This is a genomic window from Variovorax boronicumulans (assembly GCF_009811375.1).
GTDB classification, from domain to species: domain Bacteria; phylum Pseudomonadota; class Gammaproteobacteria; order Burkholderiales; family Burkholderiaceae_C; genus Variovorax; species Variovorax boronicumulans.
This window is the reverse complement of the sequence record NZ_BKDH01000002.1, coordinates 23,048-37,288: the sequence shown is the minus strand read 5'-3', so window position 1 is coordinate 37,288 and position 14,241 is coordinate 23,048. Positions and strand designations below refer to the sequence as shown.

11 protein-coding genes are annotated in these 14,241 nt (G+C 58.6%); 7 read left to right on the top strand and 4 right to left on the bottom strand.

Going from position 1 to position 14,241, the window contains the following annotated elements; translation table 11 throughout:
* Nucleotides 1-18: 18 nt before the first annotated feature.
* The 6 genes from galE to VHAB30_RS20045 are packed head-to-tail and all read left to right on the top strand — an operon-like array spanning nucleotide 19 to nucleotide 4,645.
* Complete coding sequence (galE, locus tag VHAB30_RS20070) at nucleotides 19-1,056, top strand: UDP-glucose 4-epimerase GalE (RefSeq protein ID WP_235926869.1); 1,038 nt, start codon at nucleotides 19-21, stop codon at nucleotides 1,054-1,056.
* On the top strand, nucleotides 1,053-2,162 hold the full coding sequence (locus VHAB30_RS20065; RefSeq protein WP_159278406.1) for a glycosyltransferase family 4 protein: 1,110 nt from the start codon (nucleotides 1,053-1,055) through the stop codon (nucleotides 2,160-2,162). The genes galE and VHAB30_RS20065 overlap by 4 nt, the downstream gene beginning before the upstream one ends.
* Nucleotides 2,159-3,091, top strand: a complete 933-nt coding sequence (locus VHAB30_RS20060; protein WP_159278405.1) for an NAD-dependent epimerase/dehydratase family protein — start codon at nucleotides 2,159-2,161, stop codon at nucleotides 3,089-3,091. Before VHAB30_RS20065 ends, VHAB30_RS20060 begins: the two co-directional genes overlap by 4 nt.
* On the top strand, nucleotides 3,091-3,651 hold the full coding sequence (locus VHAB30_RS20055) for a sugar transferase (RefSeq protein WP_159278404.1): 561 nt from the start codon (nucleotides 3,091-3,093) through the stop codon (nucleotides 3,649-3,651). Before VHAB30_RS20060 ends, VHAB30_RS20055 begins: the two co-directional genes overlap by 1 nt.
* A 2-nt stretch (nucleotides 3,652-3,653) precedes the next feature.
* Entirely contained in the window at nucleotides 3,654-4,244 is a 591-nt protein-coding gene (locus tag VHAB30_RS20050; RefSeq protein WP_159278403.1) for a PglD-related sugar-binding protein, read from the top strand.
* A 41-nt stretch (nucleotides 4,245-4,285) separates the two neighbouring features.
* Nucleotides 4,286-4,645 carry a VanZ family protein gene (locus tag VHAB30_RS20045; RefSeq protein WP_235926868.1) on the top strand — a complete coding sequence of 120 codons (360 nt, stop codon included), beginning with the start codon at nucleotides 4,286-4,288 and terminating at the stop codon, nucleotides 4,643-4,645.
* 70 nt (nucleotides 4,646-4,715) lie between these two features.
* Here VHAB30_RS20045 and VHAB30_RS20040 read toward each other — a convergent pair whose 3' ends face one another.
* Nucleotides 4,716-6,977, bottom strand: a complete 2,262-nt coding sequence (locus VHAB30_RS20040) for a polysaccharide biosynthesis tyrosine autokinase (protein ID WP_159278402.1) — start codon at nucleotides 6,975-6,977, stop codon at nucleotides 4,716-4,718.
* Nucleotides 6,974-7,408 carry a low molecular weight protein-tyrosine-phosphatase gene (locus tag VHAB30_RS20035; protein ID WP_159278664.1) on the bottom strand — a complete coding sequence of 145 codons (435 nt, stop codon included), beginning with the start codon at nucleotides 7,406-7,408 and terminating at the stop codon, nucleotides 6,974-6,976. The genes VHAB30_RS20040 and VHAB30_RS20035 overlap by 4 nt, the downstream gene beginning before the upstream one ends.
* A gap of 499 nt (nucleotides 7,409-7,907) precedes the next feature.
* Here VHAB30_RS20035 and VHAB30_RS20030 point away from each other — a divergent pair, with 499 nt between their 5' ends.
* Nucleotides 7,908-9,866 (top strand): polysaccharide biosynthesis protein, encoded by a 1,959-nt coding sequence (locus VHAB30_RS20030; RefSeq protein WP_235926867.1) that lies wholly within the window; start codon nucleotides 7,908-7,910, stop codon nucleotides 9,864-9,866.
* Nucleotides 9,867-9,967: 101 nt separating this feature from the next.
* Here the strand turns inward: VHAB30_RS20030 and VHAB30_RS20025 are convergent, their stop codons facing one another.
* Nucleotides 9,968-13,018 carry a YjbH domain-containing protein gene (locus tag VHAB30_RS20025; RefSeq protein WP_159278663.1) on the bottom strand — a complete coding sequence of 1,017 codons (3,051 nt, stop codon included), beginning with the start codon at nucleotides 13,016-13,018 and terminating at the stop codon, nucleotides 9,968-9,970.
* Nucleotides 13,015-13,632, bottom strand: a complete 618-nt coding sequence (locus VHAB30_RS20020) for a YjbF family lipoprotein (protein WP_159278400.1) — start codon at nucleotides 13,630-13,632, stop codon at nucleotides 13,015-13,017. The genes VHAB30_RS20025 and VHAB30_RS20020 overlap by 4 nt, the downstream gene beginning before the upstream one ends.
* Between the last annotated feature and the right edge of the window lie 609 nt (nucleotides 13,633-14,241).

Here is a 14,241-nt window from a genome sequence, read left to right as displayed (position 1 = left end):
CATTGAAAAGGACCCTTAATGGTTGGCAAGATGAGCATTTTGGTGACGGGCGGCGCGGGCTACCTCGGCTCACATACCGTGCTGACCCTGCTGCAGGCCGGACATAGCGTGGTAGTTTTAGATAATTTCTCCAACAGCTCAGCTGTTGTGCTATCTCGAATCGCGCAGCTTGCGGGTCGGGCACCGACTTTTGTACGAGGTGATGTTCGTGATGGCGCATGTTTGCGCAATTTGTTCTTGAAATACCCAATTCAAGCGGTCATGCATTTTGCTGGGCTAAAGTCGGTCGCAGAGAGTGCGCGACAGCCTTTGAACTACTATCTAAATAACGTATCCGGAACCTTGCAGCTATGCCAAGCGATGGCTGAATTTGGGATTTATAGGCTTGTATTTAGTTCTTCTGCTACGGTTTATGGTGATTCAAATGAAATGCCTTTGAGCGAAGATAGCCCCACGGGGGTGCCAACAAATCCCTATGGCCGGTCAAAGCTCATGGTGGAAGAGCTACTGCAAGATCTGGCTGACGCGGAGGGTAGATGGGGAATCGCGGTGTTGCGCTATTTCAATCCAGTGGGGGCGCATAAAAGCGGCTTTATTGGTGATGATCCAAATGGCACTCCCAATAATCTGTTGCCTTACATAAGCCAAGTCGCGGTCGGACGCTTGAAGGCTCTGCAACTATTTGGAAATGATTATCCAACCCCGGATGGTACGGGGGTTCGAGACTATATCCATGTGCTAGATTTGGCGGCCGGTCACTTATGCGCGCTTGAGGCGGTGGGCCGTAGATCGGGTCTCTCTACTTGGAATTTAGGGACTGGGCGCGGGTATTCGGTGTTGGAAGTGATTTCTGCTTTTGAGCGTGCATGTGGACGAAAAGTTGACTTCGTTATTGTGCCAAGACGTGAGGGGGATGTCGCGCAATGCTGGGCGGATCCAGGCAAGGCTTTTCGAGAGTTGGGTTGGAGGGCCGAACGCGGGTTAGATGAAATGATGGCTGATGCGTGGCGGTGGCAGCTCACCAATCCGGATGGATATAAAGAATCAGGCGTATGAAAATTCTCTATATCATCACCCGCTCGGACGCGCTAGGGGGGGCCAGCGTACATTTACTGGATTTGGCTGAGGGGATGGTGGCCTTGGGTCACGAAGTATTGATTCTGGTCGGCGGCAACGGTGTTTTTGTCGAACTGGCGGAGAGAAAAGGACTGGCGGTGCAGTCGTTAAAATTCCTTGTCAGAGAAATTTCCCCTTTTTACGATTTTCAAGCAATACGGGAGATTTTGCGTATTTTTGAAGATTTTTCTCCCGATATTGTTCATTTGCATTCGTCAAAGGCCGGAGTCCTGGGAAGAATAGCCGCACGTCTGAAAAAGGTGCCAGCCATTTTTACGGCGCATGGCTGGGCTTTCACAGATGGTGTACCTCGCTGGGAACGAAAGATTTATCGAATTATTGAGGCCGCTTTAGCAAAAATCACAAAGAGAATAATTACGGTTTCAAATTATGATCGTGATTTGGCGCTGCGACAGGGAGTTGGTGATTCAAAACTACTGGTGGCGATCCCAAACGGTGTTCGTGACGTTCAGTTTCCCGCAGCGGAGCAATCGGTTGACGAAATTGTGAAGTTAATTATGGTGGCTCGCTTCGAAGAACCAAAAGACCACTCGTTGCTCTTGCGGGCTTTGGCGAAAATAAAAGACCAGCCATGGTCTATAGAAATGGTTGGGGATGGCCCGCTGGAGCTAGGTTGTCGAGAGCTTGTGGAGGAGCTTGGTTTGACTGGGCGAGTTATTTTTTCAGGATTTTGCCGTGACGTTGATAGAAGAATCGCCGCATCAGATGTGTTGATCTTGATATCTAAATGGGAGGGGCTTCCGTTGACAATTATTGAGGCGATGCGTGGGGGACTTCCCGTGGTCGCTTCTAATGTAGGGGGGATTCCTGAATTGGTGGTTGATCAAGTTACGGGATTCTTGGTGGAGCGAGGTGATGAGGTCAAAATAATTGAAAGCCTAAAAGCTGCGCTTCATGACAGAGAACGAAGAATTTCGATGGGGCGAGCCGCAAGAATTCATTATGAGGAGAATTTTTCGTTTGAAATTATGCAAGGACGCACCATGGCGATTTATCAATCTGTGATTGATGAGGTTCGGTTATGAAGGTGTTGATCACGGGAGCCAGCGGTTTTGTTGGTAAAGCTTTGGTGCAATATCTCATTGCTCGTGATCACCAGGTAGTGTGTGCCGGCCGGCGTACTGTGAGCATGCATGCTCGCGCCCATTTTGTGCCGATAGCGAACATTGATGCTCATACTGACTGGCAATCGGCGCTCCAAGACGTGGAGGTAGTTGTGCATCTGGCTGGGCGCGCTCATATACAACGGGAATCGACTCACGACCCTCTTCGCGCATTCCGGGAGGTCAACGTTGATGGAACACTGAATCTCGCTCAGCAAGCGGCTATGACAGGTGTCCAGCGTTTTATATTCGTAAGTTCTATTGGAGTTCTGGGAGGTCAGAGTTCGCGGCCATTTACAGAGGTCGATACGCCTGCACCTATTGAGCCCTACGCAATATCCAAGTGGGAGGCTGAGCAACGGCTAACTTATTTGCTTAAGCCCTCGTGTACGAATTTCGTAATTATTCGACCTCCTATGGTGTACGGACCCGGTGCGCCCGGAAATTTTAATCGGCTTGTCTCTGCGATTAAAAAAGGAGTCATTCTTCCGTTGGGCGCGATTGAGAATCGACGCACTTTGGTGGCACTAGATAATTTGATCGACTTCATAAGTTGCTGCATCTTGCACCCTGCAGCAGCCAATCAGGTATTTCTCACAGGTGATGCTCAAGACCTATCCACGACGGAATTGATATGTAGTCTGGGCGCGGTGCTTGATCGGCCCGCCCGGTTACTGCCAGTACCGATGTGGTTGTTGGAGGGGCTGGCCTTTCTAGTGGGCCGCCGGGCGATGTTGCAAAAAATTTGCGGCAATTTGCAGATTGATATCAGCAAGGCACGGAAGCTTCTTGGATGGGTCCCTCCCTTATCAGTTGATGAGGGGTTGCGCAAAGTTGTGGCAATACTGTAATGAAGAGAGCTTTTGATTTTTTCTTGGCTGTATGTAGTGGCGGCATATTTTTATTCCCATTAGTGATTGTTGCACTCGCTGTGCGTCTTACTTCGCGAGGGCCGGTGCTCTATTGGTCTAGTCGCGTTGGCTGCAACAATCAAATTTTCAGAATGCCTAAATTTCGCAGCATGCGTGTTGGCACGCCGGCAGTGGCCACACACTTGTTGTCTGATCCCAATATGTACTTGACGCCTATTGGCTCTTTTTTGCGCAAAAGTAGTCTCGACGAACTGCCGCAACTTTGGAGTATCTTGATCGGTGACATGAGTTTTGTTGGACCCCGTCCGGCACTCTTCAATCAGCAGGATCTTATCGATCTGCGGATGCAGTATGGTGTCCACCTATTGGTGCCGGGCCTGACGGGCTGGGCCCAAGTGAATGGGCGCGATGAGTTGCCTATCCCAGCCAAAGTCCAGCTCGACGTTGAATATCTTCAGCGTCGCTCGTTCTGGTTTGATATTCGCATCCTGTGGCTCACTTTCGTCAAGGTGCTGAGGCGCGAGGGTGTGACGCACTGAATATGGGGAAGCAGTTGAAAAAGCGCTTGCTGATCATTGGGGCGGGCGGCCATGGACGTTCCGTTGCCGAGGCCGCATTGCTCGGGCAGGACTATGCATTGACAGCGTTCCTGGACGACGCGGCCAAGCCGCCGCAGCATCATTTGTGCGGCTGTCCGGTTTGGGGTGCAACGGCAATGCTGGCCGACTGCCGCGGGCGAATCGATGCGGTGATCGTGGCGATCGGTAATAACGTATTGCGTGAGGCGGCGCATCAGCAAGTGAAGGCGCAGGGATTGGCGCTGGCGATAGTGGTCCATCCCGCAGCCATGGTGTCACCTGCGGCCACCATCGGGGAGGGCACTGCAATCATGGCTGGGGCTATCGTGGGAACCGGGGCTCAGCTTGGTGAAGGCGTGATCGTCAACTGTGGCGCCGTTGTCGATCATGACTGCATGGTGGAGTCATTCGGCCATCTCGGTGTCAATGCGGGCATGGCTGGAGGCAGTGTGCTCGGACGTTCTGCCTGGATGCCTGTGGGCTCGGCGCTTGCCTATGGGGTTAAAGTCCCCGCTGGGCGCGTGCTGCGAGCGGGCGAAGTGGTCGATGTCTGAGGTAGTTTCCGTGCTATCCGAGCCTGAAAGAGCGTAAACAGGTGAATTCGAAGATCGCTTTGTTATCCGTCTGGGCTTTCTGGGCCTGTGTTTGTGCGATTCTTGCGCTGTCGCTCGCGCCTCCCTCGACCCCCATGCCCACCACCGGCTGGGACAAGAGCAATCATGTTTTGGCCTTCGCAATATTGGCCTTCCTGGCGCACAAGGCTTGGCCGGGGCGTATATGGCTGCGGCTGTTTTGCTTGTTGGCCTACGGTGCGCTCATCGAGATACTGCAGTCTTTCACGCCTGATCGCTACGCTGAATGGAGCGACCTCTGGGCCGATGGCCTGGGCCTGCTTGTCGGGGAGATGTTCGCGCTGCTGACGTGGTGGCTGGCTCAGCGACAAGCAGTTCGCTGATTTTCGTTGTCTTGCAGAGGTTCTCTGAAGAGGCCCAATGGAAATTGGTGCCCCTGCAGCGTCCTGTTAATTACTCCGAGGCCACTCCGGCTTCTTTGTACTTGTACTCGGTGTAACGGTAGCCACCGTACTTGTAGCCATAGCTGCCATAGTGCCTGCGCGAAAGGTCCATGCCATTGAAGACCACGCCGTTAACTTGCTGGCCAGCATGCGCAAGGCGCTTGACGCTCTCATTCAACTCACCCAACTGGGTCAGGTTATCGCGAGCAACCAGCAGCACGGCACCTGCATGTGCCGCGACTGCAGCGGCGTCGGCAGCCACCAACACTGGTGGGCTGTCGATCACCACCAGGTCGTAGCGTTCCGAGAAGTCATTCAGCAGTTCGCCCAATGTGGACGACAGCATCATGTTCGCGGGGTTGAACGGATAGGCGCCTGTTGTCAGGACATCTAGATTGGGGACCACTTGAGCATGAATCGCTTGCTCGGGTGTCATCTCGCCCGACAGTACATCGGCCAAGCCGCCCTTGCGCGGCAAGCCGAAGGCCTTTTGAAGGTGGCCCTTGCGTAGGTCGGCGTCGATCAACAGAACACGCTTGCCGGCCTGCGCCATGATGACGGCGAAATTGCCGGAGACGAAACTCTTGCCCACACCAGGCGTGGCCCCGGTGATAAGCACGCGATTGTTGCTGGTCTCCATCAAAGTCAATTGCAGAGACACACGCAGGTTGCGCAGACTCTCGATGGCAAGGCTCTCGGGGGAGGTCACAGCCAGCAATTGCACACCCTTCGCGCCGCCGGCAATATGCTCCAGTATCGTTTCCTGCTCGAGTGCCAATGGCACAACGGAATAGACATTGAGGCCGAGACGTTCCTCAATTTCTTGCGGGTTCTGGATGCCACTTGAAAGCTTGCTTCGGACAATGGCAAAGGCCACGCCGGTCAACAACCCGAGCACCAGGGAAAGCGCGACGACCAAGGGCTTCTGCGGTTTGACGGCCTTCTTCGGTTCGACAGCGGTATCGAGCAGTCGCACGTTGCCGATCTTGCCTTCCTTCACAAGGCGCAGTTGCAGTGAGCTATTGAGCAGCGACTTGTAGAGCTCGCCATTGACGCGCACATCGCGCTCGAGCCGCAAGGCGTCACGTTGCACGGCTGGCATGGCACTGACACGGGTCTCGAGGCCCTCGATCTCATGGCGAATGGCTGAGATCTGGCCATCGATCATTCGGACCTTTGGATTGCTCTCCGTGAAGCGCGAAAGCAGTTCACGTCGCAGTTGTTGGGACTCCAGCAGCTTGGTTTGCAGCTGCACCGACATGGTCAGGGCAGCCTTGGCCTCTTCATCGAAGGCGACGGTGCCGTTCTGGTTGCGAAAACGCGCGTATGCGTCTTCCGAGTCCTCGAGCTGCTGCTTGAATTCGGGCAGCTGCCGGTCAAGAAATTCAATGGTTTTTTCGGCCTCGGCGGCTTTGCGCTCAACGTTTTGGCGGACGTACTGAGCGCCGATTTCGTTGAGTGTGCTCCGGAGGCGATCACGGTCGCTGTCTTCGAGCGAAACACTGATTACGTTCGACTGCTTGCCCTGTTCCCCCAATTGGAGACGTCTTTGAAGGTCTTCGACGGTGGTGAGCAACGATGCACGCGAGACCAAGAATTCGGCACCGGGTTTGCCGTCGAGTCGCGATACCACCAAGGTGATGGCACCTTCGGGAGCCTGTCGGTTGAGTACCTTGCCGACAGTGCCGGTCAATGGTTCGGCAAGATCGGGATGGCTCAGCGAGTATTGATCGCCGGCTAGCGCGGTGATCGTGAAAGGCTTTTGATCTTCGAACGTGGAAGGCACGTCAAACTTGGCAATGTTGACCGCTTCTGTGCCAGAAACGTACCCTCCCATGCCAAGAAAGCCCGGGCTTGACAGTTCCTTGGCGCGCCTTGAGAGCCATTCGCCGATGAACGGAAGGTAGCGAGGCTGAGCATCAATGTACAGCTGCTTTGCCTCGATGGCTCCTCCGATAACCATTCGCGAGCGGATGATCTGGATTTCGCCTGTGGCTGGCGTTTTTACATCGAAGAGGTTGGCGGTGTCGCCAAGAAAGTTCTTCGCGTCCGGAGCGGAGTCTTCAACCTGAATCAAAAGGTTGGATTGATAGATCGGTGTAGCCAGGAGCGCGTAGGCCGTACCGATGACGAGAGCGACGGCAGTAACGCCGGCCACCAGCCACTTTCGGTCGAGCAAGATATCGAAGTACTCGGACAGATGAATTGCATCGTCGTCATCGTCGCGCGCGAATGCTGTGGCGGGAGCCGAAGTGGAAGCAGAAGGAGTCATGAGAGTTTGCGGATGCGTTCGGCCCAAGCTTGGGCACCGTCAGCGATGAGTTGCAGGGCGTGCTCGAAGGCCGGACGGCCCATGCGATACGGATCGGGAATGTCAACGCGTGCGACTTCGCCTAGGCGAAACAGCTTGCCTCGGGTCAACGGATGGCGCTGCCCGATGTGAATCCGTTGGGCTTCATCCATCGCAAGAATGAGATCGGCCTGCTGGCACATCTGCCCTGTAAGTTGGCGTGCCCGGTGGGCCTCGATGTCGATGCCACGTTCAGCCATGAGTTTGCGTGCAATCGGATCTGCTTGGTGCCCGACCAAGGCCCCAGTTCCCGCTGACGCGACTTGAACCTGCGGCAACGCTGCAGCAATCAGTGCTTCCCCCATCGGACTACGGCAGATGTTGCCAATGCATACCACCAGAACAGATTTCATGAGACTTGGGCTCCCTGCGAAGGCTTGTGCCTCTATTGTCAGATTCAGCGTATTGCGTGCCGTGTGCTTCATATCCAGCATGAATCACATGTCATGCCGAAATGTCCTCACCATTTGTTCTTCGTCGAGCGATTGGATCGCGCCATCTAAACAAGAGAGCCGAAGAATGACCAAGCACGCCCTCGGCATTGTAGTCAGGGCGTTGACGCCTACTGCCTCGCGGATGTGGGCAGGCAGCAAGCACTCTGGGCTTGAATCGGCCATTGCTGCCAACGGGGCAACTGATCGAATGGGCTGATCAGCCGCCCTATGACCAAAGTCATGTCGATGCAGAAGATACAAAAAATGACATTGTGAGTGTCGCGAATCCCCTGAATTGGGGGGGAGGGGTGGGTACCCTTCACGGACAATTGTTGCAGCGCGGCGCACTCCAAGCGCCGCAGGAGTTTTCAGTGTGATCAATCGTCTGGCTGCGCCCTTGCTCGCTTTGCCGCGCCCCATGAAGCGCATGCTGGCTCTAGGGGTCGATGCAATGCTCTGCGTCCTGTGTGTCTGGTTGGCATTCAGTTTTCGCTTCGAGCAGTGGATGACGCCGCGTGGCGTTCAGTGGTCAGCCGTCGCTGTTGCTGTTGCCTTTGCGCTTCCTCTCTTTGTGGTTTTCGGGCTCTACCGAGCCATCTTTCGCTATGCGGGCACGGCTGCAGTCATGGCCATCGTGCGCGCGTGCGTGTTGTTTGGCCTCGGCTATGCGCTGATCTTTTCGGTGGTCGGCGTGCGAGGGGTGCCGCGCACGGTCGGTTTGCTGGTGCCACTGCTTTTGTTCTTGGCGATCGCTGGCTCGCGCATGTTTGCGCGCTACTGGTTGGGCGGTCTCTACATGAGCGCGCTGCAGCGCAAGCAACTGCCTCAAGTGGTGATCTACGGTGCGGGAAGTGCGGGTTTGCAGCTTGCTGCTGCGCTGGCGCAGAGCCGGGACATGGTGGTTCGGGCTTTTGTTGATGATGCTCCGCACCTCCAAGGCAACACGATCAACGGTCTGCGTATTCAGTCTTCGGATTGGCTCAGTAACAACGCTGCCGGTTGGGGCATCACAGACGTGCTCTTGGCGATGCCTTCAGCCAGCCGCGGGCGCCGCGTGGAAATTCTGAACCAGTTGCTGCCATTGCATCTGCATGTACGGATGCTCCCGGGGCTGCTCGATCTGGCCAACGGCAAGGTGCAGGTCAATGATCTGGTTGAAGTCGACATCGAAGATTTGCTGGGGCGGGATCCGGTCGAGCCGGTAGCCGACTTGTTGCACAAGCACATCCGTGGTCAGGTGGTGCTGGTCACGGGGGCCGGTGGCTCCATTGGCAGTGAGCTGTGCCGGCAGATCGTTCAACTGTCGCCTTCCACGCTGCTGCTCGTAGAGCTGAGCGAATACGCGCTCTATGGCATCCACCAGGAGCTGGAGCAGTTGGCGCCGAACGTACGTGTCGTCCCACTGCTCGCCTCGGTATGCGATGCGGCGCGGCTGCGTGAAGTGATGCGCGCCTGGCGCCCTGACACGGTCTATCACGCGGCGGCATACAAGCATGTGCCGCTCGTCGAGCACAACCCGGCAGAGGGTGTGCGAAACAACGCGATGGGCACGCTCACGACGGCGCGTATTGCCATGGAGTGCAAGGTCCCCAACTTTGTCCTGATCAGCACCGACAAGGCCGTGCGGCCGACGAACATCATGGGGGCCAGCAAGCGGGTCGCCGAAATGGCGTTGCAGGGGCTGGCCCAGCAGAGTTCCGATACTTGCTTCTCGATGGTCCGCTTCGGCAACGTGCTCGGCTCCAGTGGCTCAGTAGTGCCGTTGTTTCGCAAGCAGATCGAGGCGGGCGGCCCGATCACGCTGACGCATGCAGACATCACGCGTTATTTCATGACCATTCCCGAGGCCGCCCAGCTGGTAATTCAGGCGGGTGCGATGGCGCAGGGCGGTGATGTCTTCGTGCTCGACATGGGCGAACCGGTAAGGATCATCGACCTCGCTCGTCGGCTGGTGGAGCTTTCGGGGCGCACGGTCCGTGACGAACGTTCGCCGGATGGCGATATCGAACTCCAGGTGACCGGGTTGCGGCCCGGCGAGAAGCTCTATGAAGAGCTCCTGATTGGTGACAGCGCGATGCCTACAGCGCATCCTCGTGTCATGAAGGCACACGATCCCTGCCTGCCTTGGAATGAGCTCTGGCGCCAATTCGAGACGCTGAATGCGGCACTCGAAAGCAGCGATGTACCGATGCTGAAGCAGACGCTGACGCAGATGCTGCCCGGCTATCGGCCCCATGCGGAGGTGGTGGATTGGGTGCATGTGGAGCGTCACCGTGTGCGTGACCGTGCTCTGCCGATCGCAGCGGCAGTCGGCGCTGCGCAGGTGGGCGAGGCCAACCAGCCATCCGCGCCGAATCAAATTGCCGTGGCAATCTGATTCGATAGACTGCTTCATTTTTTCCCACCCCGACTCACTGGGGTGATGCTGAAAACAAAAGAGCCCCGGATCGGGGCTCTTTTGTTTTCAGCCTGTGGCGCCTACTGCGCCCGCTTGAAGTCGAGGATGTTGTCCCCCGCCTTGGGTGCTTTGTCGTCGGGCGGCGAGAAGCTGAAAGCCTTCGGATCCCGTATCGACGTCATCTCGAACAGTGGGTTGATCCGTCCCAGCTTGGCACCGCCATCCCGTATCAGTGGAGCCCAGGCAAAGTTCGCCGTGAACTTGCTCGAGCGCGGCAGCAAGGCGTCGAAGGGAATGGAAACGTAGATGCCCTTGTCGAAGCTGCCTTCGCCGAACTGTGCGGCGGACACATTGGTCTTGGTGGCCCAGGCGCCGATCGTCACGCCGTTGTCGAAGCGGCGGCTGATGTCGAGGGTGATGCCGCGATCGCCTGCCAAGTATTGGCCCGCGCTGATCCTGGCCTGCACGCCGTTCCAGCCCGTGTCCCAATAGAGCGTGGCGTGGCCGGTATTGACCTTGTAGTCGCGCAGGCCGAAGTCCTGTGCGAAGTCGCGCTGGCGTACGTGGTTGATGTCGATGCCGAAGGCAAACTTGCTGCGCCACGGGCGGTAGAGCCATTCGGCGCCCACGCCGGCAAACATCGACTCGAGCGCGCCGCCGTAGACGCTGTAGTACTGGTCTTCGTTCAGCCGGCCCACGTGGGTCAGCTGAAACACCGGCATGGTGAACCGCTTGGTCGTTGCGTACTCGCGCTGGTAGGTGCGCACGCGCGGGAGGTTGCTGGGCGCCGTGTAGGTGAACTTGTCGAAGTTGTCGATCAGGCGCCAGTTCAGCGCGGCGTTCACCCAGGTGCTCGGCGTGAAGCGGTACTCCGCAGTGGCAGAGACGCCAAGCTGATAGAGCAGGAAGGCATCAGGGCCACCGAGGATCTGCGAGAAGCTCGGAGTCAGGCCGAAGGTGAGTCTTTCCGTGCGCCGTTCCCACGGCGCCATGGCCGGCGTCTCGTCGGACGATGCGGTGGCGGTTGTATCAGTGGGTGCGCGCTGCGACGATGTCGGCACGTAGAGCCCGTCCTCGGTCCGGCCGCGCGGCGGGGCGTAGTCACGCTGGTCCGTCGCGCGCAGTTCTGCGGGCGTCTGTGCCTGGTAGTGCGCCGTCACCCACTCGCTGCGATCGACGACCTGCGTGTGCAGCGCCAGTCCGCGCTCGTTGTAATGAAGGATGAAGTGCTTGATCGACGCCGGTGCATCGCGATGCATGACGGCAATGACCTGCTGCACGCGGGCCTCGCGGTACACCGTGTGGCTTTCGGTGATCCAGACGTGCGCGCTGTCGCCTTGCGGCGCGATGCGCTGCACGGTCCATTCGGTGCGTGCCTGGATCTCCGCCGCGGTGGTGGCCCATCCGGGTGGGTTGGCCGGCGCCTCCGGCGTGAAGCGGGGTGGCGGCGGATCTGCGGGCTTGCTGGCCCGCATGCTCGCCATGTTGGTGGACAGGGTCAGGCCCACCATCACCTTGTTGCCGCGCTCCAGGCCGGCGGTGAAGGCGACGCCGGGTGAGTAGCGATATTCCAGTCCGATGTTGAACGGCGAGCGCTGAACCTGGTTGTTCTGCTGAGGCTCGTTCTTGTAGTTGTTGCCTTCGTACTCGAGCTTGACCGTCAAGGGATCCCAGGGGGTACGCCATTCGACGCCGCCGAAGAGGGCTGCAGGGCCTCGGAAGAAGGAGTTGAAGTTTGCTTCGCCACCCGTCGACGAACTGGCGGAGCGGGTTCTGAAGCGGTTGCTCAGTGCGAGCAATGGATTTCGGATGTTCCCGCTGCTGCCCAGGTACCCCCAGCCGATGCCGAGGCTGAAGTCGAGATCGCCATAGCGCTTGTTGGCGACCAGGTACTCGGAGGAGAAGAGGCCGGTGCCCCCGAGGTCGCGAAAGCCCAGCGCCAATTCAGGTGCATAGGCCGATTCGCGCAGCAGCCGTACTTTCACGTCGATGCTCTTGTCCTTGTAGCTCTGACCAGCGGTATTGGCGAAATAGGTGCGGTTGCTGACTGAGGTGTAGCGAAAGCCGGCCTCCAGCCAATCCAGCGGCTGGAACATCACGTTCAGCCGCGTATAGGGCGACACGTGGCTGATCGACGTGCGGAAGTCGCCGGCCTCGCCCATGCGTGCCGTCGGCGTCTGGAGCAGGCCGGTTTCGCCCCAGTCGTTGCTGCTTGTGCGAGGCGCCTTGTATTGCGGGGCCGATGCGTCGGGGCGCACTGAGATGACGCTTTCCGGCGGAGCTGACGGCGGGATGGACGTAGTGATTGCTGCGGCCGGCTTGGCTGTTGCAAGTGCGGCGGTGGTGGTGCCCAGCGCCGCTGTCTGAGGCGAAGGGCCCTGGGTCGCCAGGAACTTGATGATGCCTTCCGATGCGTCAACCAGTTCAGTCATGCCGCGCGGCGCAGCCCAGATCCATGCGCCGGGTGCCGGCTCATCGGAGGGGTGGCCGTTCCAGGGGGCGATGCCCACGCGGGACGTTCGGCCATCGGGCTGCGCCACCCATGCCCAATCGTGAGTCGTGTTGGGGGCGCAGGCGATGACGTAGTCCCAAGCGGTCCGACCGGCCTCGTGCGCCACGTGGCACAACTCGCCATTGGGGCGGACAACCGCGATGGTTTTCAATTGCGGGGAGGGCGCAATGAGCTGCTGGCCGGCCGACAGCACGGGGTCTTGATCCGGGTGCGCCTGCAGCCAGCGGGGGTCCACGATGCCCAGCGCCACGCGGCCGGTGATCGGCAGGTTCTGCAGCCATGTGATGAGCTTCAGCCGATCGAGTTGCTCGGGGCGCGGTGCGCGCCTGCTGGCCGCCTCGAGGCGCACGAGCAGGGTGTTCTTCAGGAACTGCTGGGCCAGCCGTTCCTGCGGTACGCGCCATGCCAGTCCGGGCGCTGCGGTGCCTTCGGGCTGACGCAACAACCAGGTGCTCAGTCTCTCACCGGGGCGCACCTCGGCATCATTTGCGGGCTCGACGGTCGCCGCGCTCTGCGACGGCTCCGCCAGCGCGCCAAGACTCGCCATCAACGCGCAGGCAAGGGCCGTTCGACGGGGCCAATGCTGAGGTCTGATGGCTCGCAGAAAGAGGGGGCTCATGTACCAGCGCGCGCCGCGGTGCCGGCTGCTGGTGTGGGGGGTGTCCACTGTTCGAAGCTCATGCAGAGGTCGCGGGAAATACATTGCTCCGAATACACGACCTGAGGGGCGCCAGAAGTAAATGAAACGCCGAAGCGGGCGGGAGGAACGGAGGCTGCCGCAGGGCGGGAGACGCTGCGCTCTTCATACCAACGCAAGGAGCTTGCGGGCGCGCCGGCGAGCGCGCTGTCGGTGGGCGGCGCGATCGATGTGCGCGCGATATCGTCGCGAATGCCGAAGCGATAGCCGGGCATCAGGTCGCGTTCGCGCGCGTAGGTCTGCGTGGTGTTGGCAGTGTGAGCTTGCCAGGCGGGTGGGTTGGCAAGTCGAACGTCGCGCCAGTCGATGGACAGCCCGGTCGTGCCGACCAGTTGACCATTCAGAAGTCGGACGACCTCGCCCGTGCCGCTGTACCAAACCTCGACGGGCCCTTCGGCGCGCTGGTCAATGTAGCCGAGCACCATGTAAAGGACGCGCCCGTCGACGGTGGCCCGCAGGTACCGATAGCTGGGATTGAAATTGGGCTGGGTTGCTGCAGACTCACCGCGATACAGCAGGCGAGCTGAATCCAGCATGGCTGAAGTTCCGGAGGAGCAACCGCCAACGCCCAAGAAAAACGTTGCCAAAAGGCAACGTTCTAAGAGTCGCGTGGCGGAAGCGACGCGCGGACTTTTCAGCGAATGCCCTCCTCTCAGGAGGGCAACCAGCATTAACGCGTGCCGGTGGTGCCCGTGCCGGTGGTGCCGGTGCCAGGGACGAAGAAGCCGCCGCCGCCGTTGCCGTTGTTGCTGCTGCCGAGGGTCAGCATCAGTGCGCCGGTGCCTGCAACAGCGCCCCATTGAACGGGGGTCAGGCCGCCAAGGCCAGCAGCGGTTGCGCTCGGAGCGCCAGCAGGGCCCGGCGTAAATGCGCGATTGGTGCTTGCGGGCGCAGGGGTAACCTGCGTTTGGGCAAAAGCCGACGAGATTGCCAGGGTGGCAAGGGCGACGGTAGCAACCAGTTTGTTCGTCTTCACAGTGATCCTCTCAAAGGGTTTTTATGCTCTTGACTTGAGGTTAGCAGCATCAGAAGTGTGCCGCAACTAATTTGGCCTGGAGGATGAGGCGTTTGCCACGGCCTCCTTGTAACCGCGTATTGCCTCGATTGTTGTGGATGAGTGTGACGGGTGCATGTGTATCTCAATG

Excerpts from the sequence above, each read along its gene's own strand:
- VHAB30_RS20060 (WP_159278405.1), top strand. The coding sequence starts at position 2,159 with ATGAAGGTGTTGATCACGGGAGCCAGCGGTTTTGTTGGTAAAGCTTTG.
- VHAB30_RS20020 (WP_159278400.1), bottom strand. The coding sequence starts at position 13,632 with ATGCTGGATTCAGCTCGCCTGCTGTATCGCGGTGAGTCTGCAGCAACC.
- VHAB30_RS20065 (WP_159278406.1), top strand. The coding sequence starts at position 1,053 with ATGAAAATTCTCTATATCATCACCCGCTCGGACGCGCTAGGGGGGGCC.
- VHAB30_RS20030 (WP_235926867.1), top strand. The coding sequence starts at position 7,908 with ATGAAGCGCATGCTGGCTCTAGGGGTCGATGCAATGCTCTGCGTCCTG.
- VHAB30_RS20055 (WP_159278404.1), top strand. The coding sequence starts at position 3,091 with ATGAAGAGAGCTTTTGATTTTTTCTTGGCTGTATGTAGTGGCGGCATA.
- VHAB30_RS20040 (WP_159278402.1), bottom strand. The coding sequence starts at position 6,977 with ATGACTCCTTCTGCTTCCACTTCGGCTCCCGCCACAGCATTCGCGCGC.
- galE (WP_235926869.1), top strand. The coding sequence starts at position 19 with ATGGTTGGCAAGATGAGCATTTTGGTGACGGGCGGCGCGGGCTACCTC.
- VHAB30_RS20035 (WP_159278664.1), bottom strand. The coding sequence starts at position 7,408 with ATGAAATCTGTTCTGGTGGTATGCATTGGCAACATCTGCCGTAGTCCG.
- VHAB30_RS20050 (WP_159278403.1), top strand. The coding sequence starts at position 3,654 with ATGGGGAAGCAGTTGAAAAAGCGCTTGCTGATCATTGGGGCGGGCGGC.
- VHAB30_RS20025 (WP_159278663.1), bottom strand. The coding sequence starts at position 13,018 with ATGAGCCCCCTCTTTCTGCGAGCCATCAGACCTCAGCATTGGCCCCGT.